The sequence below is a fragment of the Burkholderia sp. ABCPW 11 genome, from assembly GCF_001523445.1.
In the GTDB taxonomy this organism is placed as follows: Bacteria; Pseudomonadota; Gammaproteobacteria; order Burkholderiales; family Burkholderiaceae; genus Burkholderia.
The window spans coordinates 137,323-154,431 of the sequence record NZ_LOVM01000075.1 but is presented as its reverse complement, the minus strand read 5'-3'; the positions used below and the strand labels follow the sequence as shown (position 1 = coordinate 154,431).

Annotated in this window: 20 protein-coding genes and 1 riboswitch; of the genes, 10 read left to right on the top strand and 10 right to left on the bottom strand. The window is 70.0% G+C overall.

From position 1 onward, the window contains the following. Nucleotides 1–14 precede the first annotated feature (14 nt). Complete coding sequence (locus WS61_RS26275; RefSeq protein WP_059504818.1) at nt 15–1,829, bottom strand: autotransporter assembly complex family protein; 1,815 nt, start codon at nt 1,827–1,829, stop codon at nt 15–17. Between the two features lie 247 nt (nt 1,830–2,076). Between WS61_RS26275 and WS61_RS26270 the strand changes: the two genes are divergently transcribed. The 4 genes from WS61_RS26270 (at nt 2,077) to panD (ending at nt 4,676) form a co-directional block, all read left to right on the top strand. Continuing rightward, entirely contained in the window at nt 2,077–2,265 is a 189-nt protein-coding gene (locus tag WS61_RS26270; RefSeq protein ID WP_009692996.1) for a DUF3460 family protein, read from the top strand. 4 nt (nt 2,266–2,269) lie between these two features. Further along, nucleotides 2,270–3,142, top strand: a complete 873-nt coding sequence (locus tag WS61_RS26265; RefSeq protein ID WP_012329011.1) for a ScpA family protein — start codon at nt 2,270–2,272, stop codon at nt 3,140–3,142. A 262-nt stretch (nt 3,143–3,404) separates the two neighbouring features. Then, complete coding sequence (gene panC, locus WS61_RS26260) at nt 3,405–4,244, top strand: pantoate--beta-alanine ligase (RefSeq protein ID WP_059504816.1); 840 nt, start codon at nt 3,405–3,407, stop codon at nt 4,242–4,244. A 45-nt stretch (nt 4,245–4,289) separates the two neighbouring features. Further along, nucleotides 4,290–4,676 (top strand): aspartate 1-decarboxylase, encoded by a 387-nt coding sequence (gene panD / locus WS61_RS26255; RefSeq protein ID WP_059504814.1) that lies wholly within the window; start codon nt 4,290–4,292, stop codon nt 4,674–4,676. 189 nt (nt 4,677–4,865) lie between these two features. On the opposite strand, the gene WS61_RS26250 is transcribed toward panD, so the two are convergent. From WS61_RS26250 to WS61_RS26240, 4 genes are all read right to left on the bottom strand, one after another. Further along, nucleotides 4,866–5,525 carry a ParA family protein gene (locus WS61_RS26250; protein ID WP_059504812.1) on the bottom strand — a complete coding sequence of 220 codons (660 nt, stop codon included), beginning with the start codon at nt 5,523–5,525 and terminating at the stop codon, nt 4,866–4,868. Nucleotides 5,526–5,672: 147 nt separating this feature from the next. Further along, nucleotides 5,673–6,086 carry a DoxX family protein gene (locus WS61_RS26245; RefSeq protein ID WP_059504810.1) on the bottom strand — a complete coding sequence of 138 codons (414 nt, stop codon included), beginning with the start codon at nt 6,084–6,086 and terminating at the stop codon, nt 5,673–5,675. A gap of 149 nt (nt 6,087–6,235) precedes the next feature. Continuing rightward, on the bottom strand, nt 6,236–6,373 hold the full coding sequence (locus WS61_RS35320; protein WP_179949705.1) for a hypothetical protein: 138 nt from the start codon (nt 6,371–6,373) through the stop codon (nt 6,236–6,238). Nucleotides 6,374–6,455: 82 nt separating this feature from the next. After that, nucleotides 6,456–7,958, bottom strand: a complete 1,503-nt coding sequence (locus WS61_RS26240; protein WP_059504808.1) for a cobyric acid synthase — start codon at nt 7,956–7,958, stop codon at nt 6,456–6,458. A gap of 75 nt (nt 7,959–8,033) precedes the next feature. Between WS61_RS26240 and cobU the strand changes: the two genes are divergently transcribed. Genes cobU through WS61_RS26220 form a run of 4 tightly spaced genes read left to right on the top strand, consistent with a single transcriptional unit; the run spans nt 8,034 to nt 11,461 of the window. After that, complete coding sequence (gene cobU, locus WS61_RS26235) at nt 8,034–8,588, top strand: bifunctional adenosylcobinamide kinase/adenosylcobinamide-phosphate guanylyltransferase (RefSeq protein WP_059504806.1); 555 nt, start codon at nt 8,034–8,036, stop codon at nt 8,586–8,588. Beyond that, nucleotides 8,582–9,526 carry an adenosylcobinamide-phosphate synthase CbiB gene (cbiB, locus tag WS61_RS26230; RefSeq protein ID WP_059504804.1) on the top strand — a complete coding sequence of 315 codons (945 nt, stop codon included), beginning with the start codon at nt 8,582–8,584 and terminating at the stop codon, nt 9,524–9,526. The genes cobU and cbiB overlap by 7 nt, the downstream gene beginning before the upstream one ends. Next, on the top strand, nt 9,519–10,538 hold the full coding sequence (gene cobD / locus WS61_RS26225; RefSeq protein ID WP_059504802.1) for a threonine-phosphate decarboxylase CobD: 1,020 nt from the start codon (nt 9,519–9,521) through the stop codon (nt 10,536–10,538). Before cbiB ends, cobD begins: the two co-directional genes overlap by 8 nt. Beyond that, entirely contained in the window at nt 10,535–11,461 is a 927-nt protein-coding gene (locus WS61_RS26220; protein WP_059504800.1) for a cobalamin-binding protein, read from the top strand. The genes cobD and WS61_RS26220 overlap by 4 nt, the downstream gene beginning before the upstream one ends. 103 nt (nt 11,462–11,564) lie before the next feature. Here the strand turns inward: WS61_RS26220 and cobC are convergent, their stop codons facing one another. The 5 genes from cobC to WS61_RS26195 form a co-directional block, all read right to left on the bottom strand. After that, nucleotides 11,565–12,149, bottom strand: coding sequence for an alpha-ribazole phosphatase (cobC, locus tag WS61_RS26215; RefSeq protein ID WP_059504798.1), 585 nt, complete (start codon nt 12,147–12,149; stop codon nt 11,565–11,567). Further along, a complete protein-coding gene (locus WS61_RS26210; protein ID WP_059504885.1) occupies nt 12,134–12,886 on the bottom strand; it encodes an adenosylcobinamide-GDP ribazoletransferase in 753 nt (250 codons plus the stop codon). The genes cobC and WS61_RS26210 overlap by 16 nt, the downstream gene beginning before the upstream one ends. A 13-nt stretch (nt 12,887–12,899) precedes the next feature. Then, on the bottom strand, nt 12,900–13,955 hold the full coding sequence (cobT, locus tag WS61_RS26205; RefSeq protein ID WP_059504796.1) for a nicotinate-nucleotide--dimethylbenzimidazole phosphoribosyltransferase: 1,056 nt from the start codon (nt 13,953–13,955) through the stop codon (nt 12,900–12,902). 61 nt (nt 13,956–14,016) lie between these two features. Continuing rightward, a complete protein-coding gene (locus WS61_RS26200) occupies nt 14,017–14,835 on the bottom strand; it encodes an ABC transporter ATP-binding protein (protein ID WP_059504794.1) in 819 nt (272 codons plus the stop codon). Further along, entirely contained in the window at nt 14,832–15,830 is a 999-nt protein-coding gene (locus tag WS61_RS26195; RefSeq protein WP_059504887.1) for an iron ABC transporter permease, read from the bottom strand. The genes WS61_RS26200 and WS61_RS26195 overlap by 4 nt, the downstream gene beginning before the upstream one ends. Nucleotides 15,831–15,989: 159 nt before the next feature. Next, nucleotides 15,990–16,239: riboswitch (cobalamin riboswitch) on the bottom strand. Nucleotides 16,240–16,393: 154 nt separating this feature from the next. Here WS61_RS26195 and WS61_RS26190 point away from each other — a divergent pair. Both WS61_RS26190 and WS61_RS26185 read left to right on the top strand, forming a co-directional pair. Beyond that, nucleotides 16,394–16,744 (top strand): hypothetical protein, encoded by a 351-nt coding sequence (locus WS61_RS26190; protein WP_059504792.1) that lies wholly within the window; start codon nt 16,394–16,396, stop codon nt 16,742–16,744. After that, nucleotides 16,741–17,055 (top strand): cell division protein ZapA, encoded by a 315-nt coding sequence (locus tag WS61_RS26185; RefSeq protein WP_006478091.1) that lies wholly within the window; start codon nt 16,741–16,743, stop codon nt 17,053–17,055. The genes WS61_RS26190 and WS61_RS26185 overlap by 4 nt, the downstream gene beginning before the upstream one ends. Nucleotides 17,056–17,109: the final 54 nt, after the last annotated feature.

Below are 17,109 nucleotides of genomic sequence, written 5' to 3'. Positions count from 1 at the left end.
ATAGGACGGCGGGTTCAGAAAGCGATGCCGAGCGTCAAATACGGGCGCACGCTGTGGTTGCGCAACCCGTACGCGACGTCGACGTTGATCGGGCCGACCGGGCTGCGCCAGCGCGCACCGACGCCCACGCCCGGGTAAAACACGCGCTCGCCCCACGCATCGGTCGCGGTGCCGATGTCGAAGAACGTCGCGGCGCCCCAGTCGCGGTTGAACCAGTGCTGGTATTCGGCCGTGCCCGTCACCAGGTACTTGGTCGGCAGAACGGAGCCGTCGACGCTGTTGCCGATGCTCTGGTAGCCGTAGCCGCGCACCGAATTCGAGCCGCCGGCGCGGAACAGCAGCGACGCCGGCACGCCGGTCGAGCTGCCGCTGGTAAACACGCCGCCGAGCTCCGCGCGGAACACGAACAGGTCGCGCTTGCCGATCGGCAGGTACTGCTGCCCGCGCGCATAGCCGCGGATGAAGGTTTCGTCGGCCAGCGCGCCCTTGACCGCGAAGCCGGCCTCCGCGTGAATCAGGTTGCCCGAGCGCGGAAACAGCGGATCGTCGACGTTGCGGCGGGTCCACGCCCATTGCGGCACGAGTGCGCGGCTCGTGGTCGGCCCCGCGCCGTTCTGGTCGAGCCGGTCCTGGTAATACATCAGCGAATACGAATAGTCGATGAACTGGCCGGTGCGCGTGCGCTGCACGCCGACCCGCGCGCTGTAGATACGCGTGTCGGACACGTTGGTGTTCGTGTACGACGCGAGCACGCTGTTGGTCCAGCCCTTCTCGCCCGGCGGCATCGACAGCTGGACCTGCCCGTACTGCTGAATCTGGTCGAGCCGGCCCGACACGGTCAGCGGCCACGCGGCGCCGAAGGTGTCGAGATACGTATAGGAGCCTTGCACGTGCGGCCCCGTATCGGTGGCGAAGCCGACGCCGCCGCGGATGTTGTTGTACGGGAACTCGCTGACCTTCACGTGCACGGGCGTGCGCTCGGGCTTCGACGTATCGTCGCCGACGTCGATCGCGACGCTCGCGTAGTACGGCGTGTTCTGCAACTGCCGCTGCAATTCGTTGATCCGCCGCACGTCGTAGATCTCGCCTTCCGACAGCGGATTGACGTTCGTGACGATCTTTTCCGGATAACGGCGCACGCCGTCGACGTCGACCTTGCCGATCGTGAACGTCGGGCCGCTGTCGAACGTGACCGCGAGCGTCGCGCGCCGCGTGCGCGGATCGATGCGCGCCTCGGACGACGCGATCTTCGCGCCGAGATAGCGGCGCGCCTGCAATTGCCGGAGCGCCGCATTCTTCGCGTCGTCCCAGTCGGACTGCGTGAACGGGTCGCCCGGCTTCATCGAGAACGCGAAACGGGTGGCCGTCTCCTGCACCGGATCCTCCGTTTCGACGGGCCCCTTGAACGCCAGGTCGACCGTCGACACGACGGTCTGCTTCCCCGGGTCGACCGCGATGCGCACGTCGCGCTTGCCGTCGCGGGTGCGCACGTCGGTACGCACGACCGGCGAGAAATAGCCGGCCGTCGCGGCCAGGTCGCGCACCTGCTGCGGCGTGGCGGTCACGAGGAAGTCGAACTGGTCGTCGCTGATGTCGTCGCGCTTGGCGAAGCGGGCGATATCGAGATGGGTCTTGAGGAGCTTGCGGATCGAGCGCGGCGCGTCGATGTCGACGTCGTACTTCGCATGGGCCGGCAGCGCGAAGCACGCGGCCAGGCAACCCGCGAGGGCCGCCCGCGCGACGCGGGCCGCGGCGCCGGCGCGATCGCGTGCCGCGCGCGGGCCCGCGTCATGCGCCGTGTGTGCTTGCTGGTTCGACTGCCCCGCCAAATATGACCTCGCCGTCCTGGATCGTTACGGTTTCGTGGAAAACCCTGTATTTGACCACAGGGCGCGGGCGTCGCAGCCAAACGATTGTGAAAGAATGCCAGCGCCCGAGAGGGCTGCCGCCCAATGCTCGCCGGCACCGCCCGCGGTTTCGACGCGCGATTGGCGCCGGCTGTTCCCCGCGATGCGGTAAAATCCCGCCATCGCGAATCCGGCGCATCGTGCGCCGCCCGAAACGGAAGATCCAGCCATGCCGTACCAGTCCGACGTCACGCAGTTCCTGAACCAGCTCAAGCAGCAGAAGCCGACGCTCGAGGAAGAGCAACGCAAGGGCCGTTCCCTGTTGTGGGACAAGCAGCCGATCGATCTCGACGAGCGCGCCGAGCAGCAGGAATCGCGCGTGAAGCAAACGCCGTACGTCTACTACCAGAACTTCTGACGACGTGAGCGCCGCCGACGAGGCCAGCGCCGCCCGGCAGGACGACGCGATCGCCGCGCCCGCGGGCGCCGATTCGACGCCCGACACGGTCGACGGTGTCGCGGCCTTCGCTCGCCTGTACGGCGAGCCGCTCTTCAAGCTGCCGCAGGATCTCTACATCCCGCCCGACGCGCTCGAAGTGTTCCTCGAGACGTTCGAAGGCCCGCTCGACCTGCTGCTGTACCTGATCCGCAAGCAGAACTTCAACGTGCTCGACATCCCGATGGCGCAGGTCACCGCGCAGTATCTGGGCTACGTCGACCAGATCCGCACGTCGAATCTCGAGCTGGCGGCCGAATACCTGCTGATGGCCGCGATGCTGATCGAAATCAAGTCGCGGATGCTGCTGCCGGTCAAGAAGGCCGACACCGGCGAGGAAGCCGAGGATCCGCGCGCCGAACTCGTGCGCCGGCTGCTCGAGTACGAGCAGATGAAGCTCGCCGCGCAGCGGCTCGACCAGTTGCCGCAACTCGGCCGCGATTTCCTGCGCGCCGAGGTATATATCGAGCAAAGCGTCACGCCGCGCTTTCCCGACGTGAATTCGGACGATCTGCGCGCCGCGTGGGCGGACGTGCTCAAGCGCGCGAAGCTCGTCCAGCATCACAAGATCTCCCGCGAGGAGTTGTCGGTGCGCGAACACATGAGCCTGATCCTGCGCCGGCTGCAGAACGCGCGCTTCATGGAGTTTGCCGACCTGTTCGACACGTCGCGCGGCGTGCCGGTCGTCGTCGTGAACTTCATCGCGATGCTCGAACTCGCGCGCGAATCGCTGCTCGAGATCACGCAGGCCGAGCCGTTCGCGCCGATCTACGTGCGCCTCGCGTACCTGCCTGCGTAAGGGCCGCCCCCCCCGCCGCTTCCCGTTCCCGGTTCGTTCCGACGCTCGCCGCTGCGCCGCGGCGGGCGACCGTCCGGCGGGTGTTTGGCACACCCCGATAAAAAGTGAACGATCGTTCTTTTATCGGTGCGTGCCGCGGCCAAATCCTCTACAATCCGCCGACGCCCGATGCGCCGCCCGCGCGCCGGCGTTCTCCGCTTCGACCCCGACGCCGCTGCCGCGGCGTCAACGCGCGCCTGCGCGAGGAACCCGTTACCCGATCATGAAAGTCATCAGCTCGATCCAGGAACTGCGCGACCAGCTGCGCGGACAGAACCGCACGGCGTTCGTGCCGACGATGGGCAACCTGCACGAAGGGCACCTGTCGCTGATGCGTCTCGCGCGCCAGCACGGCGACCCGGTCGTGGCGAGCATCTTCGTCAACCGGCTGCAATTCGGCCCGAACGAGGATTTCGACAAGTATCCGCGCACGCTCCAGGACGATATCGAGAAGCTGCAGCAGGAAAACGTGTACGTGCTGTTCGCGCCGACCGAGCGCGACATGTACCCCGAGCCGCAGGAATACCGCGTGTTGCCGCCGGACGATCTCGGCGGGATTCTCGAAGGCGAATTCCGTCCGGGCTTCTTCGCCGGCGTGTGCACGGTGGTCACGAAGCTGATGTCCTGCGTGCAGCCGCGCGTCGCCGTGTTCGGCAAGAAGGACTACCAGCAGTTGATGATCGTGCGCCGGATGTGCCAGCAGCTCGCGCTGCCGGTCGACATCATTGCGGCCGAAACCGTGCGCGACGACGACGGCCTTGCGCTGTCGTCGCGCAACCGCTACCTGACGATCGACGAGCGCAAGGAAGCGCCCGAACTGGCGAAAACGCTGCAGCGCGTGCGCGACAGCGTGCTCGGCGGCGAACGCGATCTCGGCAAGCTCGAGCGGCACGCGCACACGCACCTGGCCGAACGCGGCTGGCTGCCCGACTACATCGCGATCCGCCGCCGCGCGAACCTGATCGCACCGAGCGCCGCCGAACTCGAAGCCGGCGAGCCGCTCGTCGTGCTCGCGGCCGCGAAGCTCGGCGCGACGCGCCTCATCGACAACCTGGAAATCTGACGGGCGGCCCGCCCGCGCCTCTCACGACGCCTCACCGGAGACACCATGCAGCGCCACATGCTCAAATCGAAGATCCACCGTGCGGCGGTCACGCACTGCGAACTGCATTACGAAGGTTCGTGCGCGATCGACGAAGACCTGCTCGAAGCGGCGGGCCTGATCGAAAACGAACGGATCGACATCTGGAACATCAACAACGGCGAACGCTTCTCGACGTACGCGATCAAGGGCGAGCGCGGCAGCGGGATGATCTCGCTGAACGGCTCGGCCGCGCGCCGCGCGCAGCTCGGCGACCTCGTGATCATCGCGGCGTTCGCGATGGTCGACGAAGCCGAACTGCAGGCCGGCTGGAAGCCGAAGCTCGTGTTCATCGACGACGGCAACCGGATCAAGGGCCATCGGGACCACGTGCCGACGCAGAGCTGGAGCTGATCCGCGCGGCCGCCGGCGTGTCGTGACACGCCGGGTGTCGCCGCGATGCGGCGGGCGCCCGGCGGCCGACACCGAGCCGCCACATACGTACGGAGGGCCTGATTCGGCGCGATGCCGGATCAGGCCCTTTGTCCGTTTGACGGAATCCGCCGCGCTCGCCGTCTGCGGCGCGGCCCGCGCGCGAGCGGGTCAGGACGCTTTCGCGGCCTTCTCGGCCTTCGGCATGCGGCGCTCGGCCCATTCGACGATCGGCCGCCACTGTTCGAGATCCTTCTCGACGCGGCTTTTCGCGACATCCCACAGCGTCAGGCCGTGCGCGGCGATCTGCACGTAGTTCTGCGTGTCGCGCACGTAGCCGAGCACCGGCAGGCCGAGCCCTTCGACGAACCGGTGCAGTTGATCGGACGAGCGCGTGCGGGCGTCGACCCGCATCCCGACGATCCCGACCTCGACGCCGCCCTTGCGCACGGCCTTCTCGCCCGCGAGGCGCTCCAGAAACTGCTGGGTCGCGAGAATATCGAACATCGACGGCTGCAGCGGCACGATCACCTTGTCGGCCAGTTGCAGCGCGACGTTGAGCCGCGTGCCGTGCAGGCCGGCCGGCGTATCGATCACCGCATATTCGAGGCCGCGCGGCGGCTTCGACGGCGCGTCCGGATCGAGATCCCACGCCTCGATCGTCGGCAAGCCGGCCGGCCGCAGGTCGAGCCACGCATGCGCGGACTGCTGCCGGTCCAGGTCGGCCAGCGCGACCCACGCGCCCTGCGCCGCGAAATAGCCGGCCAGATTGGTGGACAGCGTGCTCTTCCCCACGCCGCCCTTCGGATTCGCCACCACGATGACCGTCATGAATTCCCCCGAAAAAGCCGCGCGGCGCCGGCCGCATGGCAGGCGCCGCTCGATTGCGGATACAGGGAGCGATGATATCGGCAAACGGGGTGTCACCGGAACCGGTCGCAGCGAACCGCGAACCGCTTTCGTGCGCGTTCGTTCACACTACGCGGGCCGGTCCGCGGCCTCCGCCGCGCCGATCGCGAACGCGCCGCCGCCCAGCAGGGCCTGCACGGCCAGCGTGACGGCCCAGAACGCCGGATATTCCCAGCCGCCGTGCGGCGACGAGAAGCTCCAGCCGTTCGGCAGATGCGCGGCGAGCGCGCCGAGCATGAACGGCAGCAGCACCAGCGCGGCGATGCGCACGCGGAACCCCGCGAGCAGCGCCAGCCCGCCCGCCAGTTCGACGAACGTGGTCAGGTACGCGAGCCAGCCCGGCAGGCCGATCGACGCGAAGAACTGCGCGGTGCCGGGCAGCGTGAAGACGAATACTTTCTGCGCGACGTGCGCGAGGTACAGCACGCCGAGGGCGACGCGCAGCAGCGTCGCGGCGAAATCGTTCAGGCGGTTGGCGTTCATGACGGCTTCCTTCGGGAGTGGATGGGAATGGATCGCACTCTATTCGAATCGATTCGACCGATAAACACGCCATGTCGCTTAAATTGATTCCATTTCGGAACGAATCGAAGCAAAAAAAAGGGCATGACCGATCATGCCCTCCGTCCTGCTCAGTAACCGCTCTTGCCTTGCGTTGCATCGCCGCCGGACTGGCCGCCGCGCGGCGCATACGAATCGCACGCATGCGCCGCCGACGACGCGCCCAGCAGCGCCGCAAGCAGCACGCTCCACCACCACCGAACCTTCATCGTCGCCCTCCTTCGGGCGGACCTCCGCCCTCCTCCGTTGTACGCGATCGGACGGAAAAAGCGAGGGCGGACCGGCTCGCCGTCACCGAAACTCGGCGTACAGCGCGTCGAGGTCGAGATGCGCGGCGAACGTGTCGGCCAGCCGCTCGAGGGAAGCCTCGCGCAGCGCCGGGTAGTCGATGCGCGCCGCCCCGTCGAGCCCCGCCCAGGCGAGCAGCGCCGTGCAGGCGTCGGGCGCGTCGAACAGCCCGTGCACATAGGTCGCGAGGATCTGGCCGTCGGCCGACATCGCGCCGTCGGGACGCACGCCATCCTGCGCGGCATCGGCGGCCAGCGTCAGCGCGGGCGTCGCGAGCGCCGGCCCGCGCGTGTCGCCCATGTGGATCTCGTAACCGCGCACGGCCGCTTCGCCCGGCAGCGCGAGTTGCCCGGTCACGTTCTTCAGCGTCTTGTCGGGTTGCAGCGTCGTGTCGAAATCGAGCAGCCCGAACCCCGGCACGCTGCCGGGCGCGCCCTCCAGGCCGAGCGGATCGTCGAGCGTGCGGCCGAGCATCTGCATGCCGCCGCAGATGCCGATCACCTTGCCGCCGTAGCGCAGATGACGCCGGATCAGCGCTTCCCAGCCCGCGTCGCGCAACCACGCGAGGTCGCGCTGCACGCTCTTCGAACCCGGCAGGATCAGCAGGTCGGCGTCGGGCACGGGGCCGCTCTTCCAGTACGTGAACTCGACCTGCGGATGCGCGCGCAGCGGGTCGAAATCGGTGTGGTTGCTGATGCGCGGCAGCGCGGGCACGACGACGCGCAACACGCCGGCATCGCCGCGTGCGGCGGCGCTGCGCGCCTGCGCGGGCAGCATGTCCTCCGCGTCGAGCAGCAGCCCGTGCAGGTACGGCAGCACGCCGAACACCGGCTTGCCCGTCCGGGCGCGCAGCCAGTCGAGCCCGGGTTCGAGCAGCGCGAGGTCGCCGCGGAAGCGGTTGATCACGAAGCCGCGCACACGCGCGCGCTCGCTGTCCGACAGGCAGGCGAGCGTGCCGACCAGATGCGCGAACACGCCGCCGCGATCGATGTCGGCCACGAGCACGACCGGGCAGTCGACGCGCTCGGCAAACCCCATGTTCGCGATGTCGCCGTCGCGCAGGTTGATCTCGGCCGGGCTGCCGGCGCCTTCGACGATCACCGTGTCGTACCCCGCCCGCAGGCGCGCATACGATTCGAGTACCGCATCGAACGCGACCGGCTTGTAGTCGTGATACGCCCGCGCGTCGAGGTTCATGCGCGCCTTGCCGTGAATGATCACCTGCGCGCCGCGGTCGCTCGTCGGCTTCAGCAGCACCGGATTGAAATCCGTATGCGGCGCGACGCCGGCGGCCAGCGCCTGCAACGCCTGCGCGCGGCCGATCTCGCCGCCGTCGACCGTCACCGCGCTGTTGAGCGCCATGTTCTGCGGCTTGAACGGCGCCACGCGTGCGCCGCCGCGGCGCGCGAGGCGGCACAGGCCCGCGACGAGCGTGCTCTTGCCCGCGTCGGACGTGGTGCCCTGGATCATCAGCGTGCCGCGCGGCCGCGGCTCGGGTGCATTCATCGTGTCAAAGGTCGTCGCGAAGCAAAGGCGGCATTATCGCCCGCGGCGGGTCGCGCGCGCCGTTACAATCACGCGATGATTCCGCACGACCTCACCTTCGTCCTCGGCGGCGCGCGCTCGGGCAAGAGCGCGCATGCCGAGCGGCTCGCCGCCGACAGCGGCCGCCCCGTCACCTACATCGCGACCGCGACCGCCGCCGATGCCGAATTCGCGCAGCGCATCGCGCATCATCGCGCACGCCGGCCGGCCGCCTGGGGGTTCGCCGACGCACCCGTCGATCTCGCCGGCACGCTCGCGCGGCTCGACGATCCGCACGCGTGCCTGCTCGTCGACTGCCTGACGCTGTGGCTCACGAACCTGCTGTGTCCCGCCGAAGGTGAACCGCTCGACGACGCGCAGTACGCGGCGCACGTTGAACGGCTCGAGCACGCGTTGCGCGGCGCACGCGCGAAGGTGATCGTCGTCAGCAACGAGATCGGGCTCGGCGTCGTGCCGCTCGGGTCGGTCACGCGCCGCTACGTCGACGAGCTCGGGCGCCTGAACCAGCGCGTCGCCGCGCTCGCGACGCGCGTCACGCTGCTGGTTGCGGGGCTGCCGCTCGACCTCAAGACGGGCGCGCAGCCATGCTGATGTTGTCGCTGCCCGTCGTCGCGATGCTCGCGGTCGCGGCCGCGATCGTCGACCGCGCAATCGGCGAGCCGGCCGGCTGGCATCCGCTCGTCGCGTTCGGCCGCGTCGCCGCGCGCATCGAAGCCGCGCTGAACACGGGCCGGCGCGGCCGCCTCGTCGGCGTCGCCGCATGGCTCACGGCGGTCGTGCCGCCGGTGGCCGTCGCGGCATGGCTCGTCTGCTTGCTGCCGTGGCCGTTCGCGGCTGCGCTGCACGTCGCGCTGCTATGGTTCGCGCTCGGCGCGAAGAGCCTCGCCGACCACGTCGCGCCGATCGCCGCCGCGCTGCTGCGGCGCGATCTCGACGCGGCGCGCACGCTGACCGCACGCATCGTGTCGCGCGACACCGGCAGCGCGGACGAAGGCGCGCTGTCGCGCGCGGCCGTCGAATCGGCGCTCGAGAACGGCAACGACGCGATCTTCGGCGCGCTCTTCTGGTTCGTCGTCGCGGGCGGTCCCGGCGCGTTGCTGTTCCGGCTCGCGAACACGCTCGACGCGATGTGGGGCTATCGCACGCCGCGCTTCCTGACCTTCGGCTGGGCCGCCGCACGCATCGACGACGCGCTGAACTGGATGCCCGCACGCCTCACCGCCGCAAGCTACGCGCTGCTCGGCGACACCGCCGCCGCGTGGCGCTGCTGGCGCACGCAGGCGCGCCACTGGGACAGCCCGAACGCAGGCCCCGTCATGGCCGCGGGCGCCGGCAGCCTGAACGTGCAGCTCGGCGGCCCGGCCGTCTATCACGGCGAGCTCGAGAATCGTCCGATGCTCGGCACCGGCGCCACGGCGACTGCCGTCCACATCGTCGCCGCGCTGTCGCTCGTCACGCGCACGCTCGCCCTGTGGCTCGCGCTGCTGGTCGCGAGCGGCGCACTCGTCATGGCCACCCATCATGTCTGATTCATCCATCGCGCACGGCGGCAACCTGCACGAAGCCGCCCGCCGTCACGGCATTCCGTACGACGCGTGGCTCGACCTATCGACCGGCATCAATCCGGCGGGCTTCCCGGTGCCGCCCGTCCCGGCCGACGCGTGGCGCCGGCTGCCCGACGACGGCGACGGCCTCGCGGCCTGCGCCGCGCAGTACTACCACGCGCCCGATGCCGCGCACGTGCTGCCGGTCGCCGGCAGCCAGGCCGCGATCCGCGCGTTGCCCGGGTTGCTGCCGGCCGGCGACGCCGGCGTCGCGGCGCTCGCGTACGGCGAATATGCGCCCGCGTTCGCGCGCCACGGCCATCGTGTCGTCGCGCTGGACATCCGCGCCGATACGCTGCCCGCGACGCTGCGCCACGTCATCGTCGGGAATCCGAACAATCCGACCGCCGAGTTCGTGCCGACCGCGCGCCTGCTCGGCTGGCATGCGCAACTGGCGACACGCGGCGGAACGCTGATCGTCGACGAAGCGTTCGCCGATACGGGCGCGACGCCATCGCTCGCGCCACAGGTCGATCGTCCGGGCCTCGTCGTGCTGCGCTCGGTCGGCAAGTTCTTCGGGCTCGCCGGAATTCGCGCGGGCTTCGTGCTCGCATGCCCCGACCACGTCGTCGCGTTGCGCGACAGGCTCGGCGCGTGGACGGTCAGCGGCCCCGCACGCCACGCGGTTGCCGCGGCGTTCGCCGATCGCGCATGGCAAGCTGCTGCCCGCGAGCGGCTCGCGGCCGACGGCGAACGACTGGCCGCGCTGCTGCGCGCACACGGCTTCGCGGTTCGCGCGACGCCGCTCTTCAGCTGGACCGACGATCCGCGGGCAGCGGCGCTGCATGCGGCGCTCGCGGCGCGCGGGATCTGGACGCGGCACTTCCCGAGCCCGTCGAGCGTGCGCGTCGGCCTGCCGGGCAGCGAAGCCGAATGGCGGCGCCTCGGCGACGCGCTCGCGCATTGCGTGCCGCTGCTGCAGCAGGCCTCGGCATGAGGCCACGCCTGTTCCGCCCGTTCCGCCGGCTCGCACCGGCCGCACTGCTGGCGGCGCTCGCTCACGCGCCGCTCGTCCACGCCGATGTCGCGACGCGCGACGACGCCGGCAATACGGTCACGCTGCCCGCGGCCGCGCAGCGCGTGATCAGCCTCGCGCCGCACGCGACCGAGCTCGTCTACGCGGCCGGCGGCGGCGCGAAGCTCGTCGGCACCGTCACGTACAGCGACTATCCGGCCGCCGCGCAAGCGGTGCCGCGCGTCGGCGACAACAAGGCGCTCGATCTCGAACGAATCGCCGCGTTGAAGCCCGACCTGATCGTCGTCTGGCGGCACGGCAACGCCGAGCGGCAGACCGATGCACTGCGCGCGCTGCACATCCCGCTGTTCTTCAGCGAACCGAAGCATCTCGACGACGTGCCGTCGTCGCTGCGCCGGCTCGGCACGCTGCTCGGCACGCAACCGACCGCCGATGCCGCCGCTGCGGCCTTTGTGCGCGACCTCGCGGCACTACGCGCACGCTACTCGGCACGCCCGCCCGTCACGCTGTTCTTCCAGGTGTGGGACCGTCCGCTGACGACGCTCAACGGCACGCACCTGATCGACGAAGTATTCGAACTATGCGGCGGCCGCAACGTATTCGCATCGCTCAAGCCGCTCGTGCCGACCGTCACCGACGAGGCCGTGCTCGCGGCGAATCCGGAAGCGATCGTGACGACGAGCGCGGGGGCGACCCGTTCGACCGAACCGCTGCCGAGCCTCGCGCGGTGGCGTGCGTGGCCCGCGCTGACGGCCGTGGCGCGCCACAACCTGTTCGCGATCGACGGCGATCTGCTGACGCGGCCGTCGCCGCGGATCGTGCAGGGCGCAGCCGCGCTGTGCGAGGATCTGGATGCCGCGCGTGCGCGGCGGCCGGCGCGCTGATTGCCAGCGGCTGGCGCATTCGTCGCGCACCGATGCCGGATGCGTGCGGCGCCCGAGACGGATCGAACGTGCGCGGCGTCGTTCACTGCGAACGCACGTGCGCCTATGCGTCCCAGTGCACGACTTCCCATGCTTGCGCGTCGTCGTTCATGCGCAGCCAGACGGCCCCGCCCGTCGACACGGGCCGCGACAGCAGCGTGTCGAGCGGCACGCGCAAGACATGCGACGCGAACGCGCGGATCACGCCCGCATGCGTGACGACCCAATGCGCGCCGCCGAGCGCCGCAATCGTATCGGCCTGCCGCGCGACCCGTTCGACGAATCGCGCCACGCTTTCTCCGCCGTGCGCGCAGGCATGCATCAGGTCGGCCGCCCACGCATCGAGTGCCGCGCGGTCGATATCGTCCCAGCGCTGCATCTCCCATGCGCCGAAATCCATTTCCTGCCAGTCGGCATCGCGCCGCAGCGGCACGTCGAATGCCCGCGCGAGCCGTTCGGCAATCGACGCGCAACGCGCGAGCGGGCTCGTCCAGACCCGTTCGGGTAACGGCGCGCCGAGTGTCGACAGATGCGCACGCACGGCCTGCGCGCCGCCGTCGGCCGATGCGGCGAGCGGCACGTCGCTGCGCCCGTAGCAGATGCCCGGCTCGATGCCGACGGCCGGATGACGGATCAGGACGACGTCCATCCGAGCACCACGAGATAGATCGCCAGTTCGCCCAGTTGCTGCGCGAAACCGAGACAGTCGCCCGTATAACCGCCGATCCGCTTCACGAAATAGCGCGCGAGCCATGCACGCACGAGCACGAGCACCACGCACGCGGCGACGCCCATGCGCCAGTCCGGCCAGAACAGCCACGGCATCCCGAACGCCGCCGCGATGCATGCTGCGCGGGCGCCCATGCGTTGCGCCACCGGCTTCGCCTTGCCTTCGGCTCGCACGTAGTCGAGCGACATCAGCAGGCTCACGGCCATCGCGCGGCTCGCCGCATGCGCGGCGATCATCGTCCATGCGGCGCGCAACGGCAGCATCGACGTCAGCGCCTGCCATTTCAGCTCGAGCGCGATCACGAGCGCGACCGCGCCGAACGTGCCGATCCGCGAATCGTGCATGATGCGCAGCACGTCGTCGCGCGTGTAGCCGCCGCCGAACGCATCGCAACTGTCGGCAAGGCCGTCTTCGTGGAATGCGCCGGTCGCGAGCAGCGTCGCGGCCATCGACAGCCCGACCGCGATAGACGCGGGCAGCGCGCGCAGTGCGACGAGATAGACCAGCGCGCCCCATGCGCCCACGCACGCGCCGACGAGCGGGAAATAACGCGCGGCCTGGTCGAGGTCGCCGGCCGCGTAGCCGATCGAGCGCGGCACGGGCACGCGCGTGAAATAGCCGAGCGCGACGAAGAAGTAGCGCAGTTCGGCCCGCATGCCGCGCGCGCGCTCAGGCGTCACGATCGTCGACGCCGGCGGACTCGAAACTCGCCATCTCGCCGAGGAACGCGGCCGCCGCGCGCACGAGCGGCAGCGCGAGCGCGGCGCCCGTGCCTTCGCCGAGCCGCAGGTCGAGCGCGAGCAGCGGCTTCGCGCCGAAATGCTCGAGCATGCGCCGGTGGCCGGCCTCGTGCGACGTATGCGAGAACACGCAGTAGTCGCGCACGCCGGTCGCGATGCGCTCGGCGACGAGCAGCGCGGCGGTCGCGATGAAGCCGTCGACGAGGATCGTCATCCGCTCGCTCGCGGCCGCGAGGTACGCGCCCGTCATCATCGCGATCTCGAAGCCGCCGAACGTCGCGAGCACGTCGAGCGGTGCGATCGCATGCGCGTGCTTGACGAGTGCGCGGCCGAGCACCGCGCGCTTGTGTGCGAGACCCTGATCGTCGAGCCCCGTGCCGCGACCGACGCATGCATCGATCGGCACGTCGAGCAGGCGGCTCATCAGGCAGGCGGCCGACGACGTGTTCGCGATCCCCATCTCGCCGAAACCGATCGTGTTCGTGCCAAGCGACGCGTGCAGGCGGACGCGGGCCGCGCCGGCGGCCAGCGCCGTCATCGCTTCTTCGCGCGTCATCGCCGGTTCCGTCGCGAAGTTGCGCGTACCGCGCGCGACCGGCAGCGACACCAGCCGGTCCGACGGCGGCAGCGGCGACGCGACGCCCGCATCGACGATCTCGAGCGTGCTCTGCGCGACGCCCGAGAACGCGTTGATCGCCGCACCGCCGGTCAGGAAGTTCGCGACCATCTGCGCGGTCACCGTTTGCGGATAAGGACTGACGCCTTCGGCCGCGATTCCGTGGTCGCCCGCGAACACGATCGTCACGGGACGCTGCACGACCGGCCGCTCGGTGCGCTGGATCAGCCCGATCTGCAGCGCGAGCGCCTCGAGCTGGCCGAGGCTGCCGGGCGGCTTGGTCTTGTGGTCGATCACATGTTGCAGGCGCGTGCGCAGTGCGTCGTCGAGCGGCGCGATCGCGGGCGGGAAATGGGTCGGAGTCGTCATCGAGGAGCCGTGTCGTGGGCGCGGCATGCGCCGCGCATCGGAAAAATCGGAACAGGAACGGTCATTGTCGCGCAGGCCATGCCGGCAGCAGCGCATCGCGGCCGTTCTCGCGGATCAGCACGAGCGGATAGCCGAACGCGTCGCTCGCGCGCTCGGGCGTCAGCACGTCGTGCACGGGGCCGGCCCACGCATGGCCGCGGCCGTCGAGCAACAGCGCATGCGTCGCGAAACGCCGCGCGAGGTTCAGGTCGTGACACGAAAACATCACCGTGCGCGGGCCTGCCGCGAGCCAGGCGGCCAGCGCGGTCAGGCAGTCGATCTGGTGATGCAGGTCGAGATGCGCGAGCGGTTCGTCGAGCAGCATCAGCGGCGCATCCTGGCACAGCGTCGCGGCCAGCGCGACGCGCTGCCGCTCGCCGCCCGACAGCGACATCACGTCGCGCGACGCGAGCGCGCTCAGGCCGAACGTCGCGAGCGCATCGCGCACGGCCGTGCGGTCGCCGTCGCGCTCCCAGCCCCAGCCGCCGAGATACGGAAAGCGGTTCAGCAACACCGTGTCGAACACGGTCGCGCTGAACGCATCGTGCAATTGCTGCGGCATCAGCGCGCGGCGCCGCGCGAGTTGCTCGGGACGCCACGCGGCAAACGGCCGGCCGTCGATCTCGACGTGTCCGCCGGCCGGCAGCTGCAATCCCGCGAGCGTGGCGAGCAGCGTCGTCTTGCCCACGCCGTTCGGTCCGGCCACGCACCAGATCTCGCCGGGGCGGAACGCCTGCGTGAAGCGCTCGAGCAGCGTGCGGGCGCCGGCCTTCAGCGTCAGATCGACGGCCATGTAGCGCATGTCGCGGGCAGCGGCATGCGGTGCGGCGGTGCCCGTCATCGCATCGGCCTCCTCAGCAACATCCACAGGAACATCGGCACGCCGATCAACGCGGTCATCGCGCCCACCGGCAATTGCGCGGGCGCGATCGCGGTGCGCGCCAGCAGGTCGGCCGCCATCACGCCGCCGCCGCCCGCAAGCATCGCGGCCGGCAGCAGCATCCGCTGGTCGTTGCCGAACGCGAGCCGCAACGCATGCGGCACGACGAGCCCGACGAAGCCGATCGTGCCGGCCGTCGTCACGGCGGCCGCGGCGGCCAGCGACGCGACGAGATAGATCCGCACGCGCAGGCGCGCGACCGGCACGCCGAGCGCGAGCGCGGTCGCGTCGCCGCGCAGCAGCACGTTCAGTTGCGGCGCGGCGGGCAGCGCGACGCATGCGCTGAGCAACAGCGCACCCCACGCGAACCACGGCGCCGTCGCGCCGCTCAGGTCGCCCGTCAGCCAGAAGATGATGCCGCGCAGCCGCGCGTCGGGCGCGAGCGACAGCAACAGCGTGACGAGCGCGCCCCACCCCGCCGCGATCACGACGCCCGTGAGCAGCAGCCGCGGCGATGCGTCGCGCGATTCGCCGCGCCACAGCTCGCGCCTCGCGAGACCGAGCACGAGCGCGACCGATACGAGCGAACCGGTGAACGCCGACGCGTCGACGAGCCACCATGCGCCGCCCGCGATCATCGCGACGAGCGCGAAGCCGGCCGCGCCGCCGGACACGCCCAGCACGTACGGCTCCGCAAGCGGATTGCGCAGCAGCACCTGCAACAGCGCGCCGGCCAGCGCGAGCAGCGCGCCGCACGCGAAACCCGCGAGCGCGCGCGGCAGGCGCAGCGTCCGGACGATATCGGCAAACAGGGTGTCGCCGCCGTGCGGCACGAGCGACGCGAGTGCCTGCCACGGCGACATCGGCACGCTGCCGATCGACAGCGACGCGACGAACAGCAGTGCGACCACGACGGCCAGCGCGGCCCAGATCGCGGCGGCGCGCGCGGCGCTCATGCCGCGCACGGCCGCACGCACGACGCGCGGCACATCCGCTTGCGGGAGCCGGCCGGGCGCGACAGGGGCGCGTGGCGGACGATTGGGGTCGGCATCGAAGAAACGTTCCGTGAAGCATTACGCGCCCCGCTTCCCCGCAGGTCGCGCGTCATGGAACCCGTGCGGGCTCCCCGTCTCGGCCGGTATCCGGGCTGGCGGCGGTCCGGCTCGCCTTCCCGCGCGATGACGCGCAGTGGCCCGCGCCCGCATGCGACCTGCACGCGGAACGCGCCCGAGCCGGCCTGCGTCACACGACGCGGCCGCTTACCGTTGCGGGGGCAGCGCAGGTCGGCGCGCTCGTGGAGCCCGCATCCTGCTTCCCGTTTAACCGCGCGTCCTGCGCGCGAGCACCGAGGCGGCGCCAGTTTAGGAGCCGGTCGCGCGAGCGTCAAGGAAGCGTCCGGACCCGCGCGAGACGCGCCTATTCGCGGCAAGAAGCAGGGGTGTTACGACTGGAAACGTTACAGATGTCGGATTGCGCGTTATTCCGCGCTAAAATGCTGGGTCTTTAGAGGACGCAGCAAATGCTCAACGAACTCGAAACCCTATCTCAAAATATTGGCCGTCTGATTTCGCTGAACAAGCGCTATCACTCGGAACGGCTCGCGCTCGAGGAGCAGGTCGCGCAATTGCGCGCGGAAGCGGACACGGTCCGCGCGGAACTCGCGCAGCTGCGCGACGAACGCAATGCGCTCGCGGCCGAGCGCGACACGTTGTCGGCGAAGATCGACGACGCCCAGGTGAAACTGAACGCGATCCTCGAAAAGCTGCCGCGCTCGAAGGGCGCGGAGCAAGCCGACAACCAGCTCGACCTGCTGGATGCGCAGGCGCGCACGGATGGCGATGACGCGGCCAGCCACGGAGAACATGCATGAGCACCAAGCAGATCGAAGTCTCGATTCTCGGTCAGCCCTATCGGCTCGCCTGTTCGGCCGAGACCGAAGCGGCGCTGCTCGAAGCGGTCGCGCGCGTCGACGCCGAAATGTCGAAAATCCGCTCGAACAGCTCGGTGCGCGGCACCGATCGCATCGCGGTGATGGCGGCGCTGTCGCTTGCATCGGAATTGCTGCGGCTGCAAACGAGCGTGCGGCATGGTGAAGCATTTCCGGCGGAGGAAATCCGTCGTACAATGCACCAGATGAACGAACAGCTCGGCGCGGTGCTCGCACAGCACGAGACGCAGTAACGTTTCAAACGATGCGTCGATTCCCCTTGATCTCGACGGTCAACGGTGGTCAAA

Coding starts and splice junctions, on each gene's coding strand:
- cobU (WP_059504806.1), top strand. CDS start 8,034: ATGATTCCGCACGACCTCACCTTCGTCCTCGGCGGCGCGCGCTCGGGC.
- WS61_RS26250 (WP_059504812.1), bottom strand. CDS start 5,525: ATGACGGTCATCGTGGTGGCGAATCCGAAGGGCGGCGTGGGGAAGAGC.
- WS61_RS26190 (WP_059504792.1), top strand. CDS start 16,394: ATGCTCAACGAACTCGAAACCCTATCTCAAAATATTGGCCGTCTGATT.
- WS61_RS26195 (WP_059504887.1), bottom strand. CDS start 15,830: ATGAGCGCCGCGCGCGCCGCCGCGATCTGGGCCGCGCTGGCCGTCGTG.
- WS61_RS26240 (WP_059504808.1), bottom strand. CDS start 7,958: ATGAATGCACCCGAGCCGCGGCCGCGCGGCACGCTGATGATCCAGGGC.
- cobC (WP_059504798.1), bottom strand. CDS start 12,149: ATGGACGTCGTCCTGATCCGTCATCCGGCCGTCGGCATCGAGCCGGGC.
- WS61_RS26185 (WP_006478091.1), top strand. CDS start 16,741: ATGAGCACCAAGCAGATCGAAGTCTCGATTCTCGGTCAGCCCTATCGG.
- panD (WP_059504814.1), top strand. CDS start 4,290: ATGCAGCGCCACATGCTCAAATCGAAGATCCACCGTGCGGCGGTCACG.
- cbiB (WP_059504804.1), top strand. CDS start 8,582: ATGCTGATGTTGTCGCTGCCCGTCGTCGCGATGCTCGCGGTCGCGGCC.
- WS61_RS26245 (WP_059504810.1), bottom strand. CDS start 6,086: ATGAACGCCAACCGCCTGAACGATTTCGCCGCGACGCTGCTGCGCGTC.
- WS61_RS26270 (WP_009692996.1), top strand. CDS start 2,077: ATGCCGTACCAGTCCGACGTCACGCAGTTCCTGAACCAGCTCAAGCAG.
- panC (WP_059504816.1), top strand. CDS start 3,405: ATGAAAGTCATCAGCTCGATCCAGGAACTGCGCGACCAGCTGCGCGGA.
- WS61_RS26220 (WP_059504800.1), top strand. CDS start 10,535: ATGAGGCCACGCCTGTTCCGCCCGTTCCGCCGGCTCGCACCGGCCGCA.
- WS61_RS35320 (WP_179949705.1), bottom strand. CDS start 6,373: ATGAAGGTTCGGTGGTGGTGGAGCGTGCTGCTTGCGGCGCTGCTGGGC.
- WS61_RS26210 (WP_059504885.1), bottom strand. CDS start 12,886: ATGCGGGCCGAACTGCGCTACTTCTTCGTCGCGCTCGGCTATTTCACG.
- cobD (WP_059504802.1), top strand. CDS start 9,519: ATGTCTGATTCATCCATCGCGCACGGCGGCAACCTGCACGAAGCCGCC.
- cobT (WP_059504796.1), bottom strand. CDS start 13,955: ATGACGACTCCGACCCATTTCCCGCCCGCGATCGCGCCGCTCGACGAC.
- WS61_RS26200 (WP_059504794.1), bottom strand. CDS start 14,835: ATGACGGGCACCGCCGCACCGCATGCCGCTGCCCGCGACATGCGCTAC.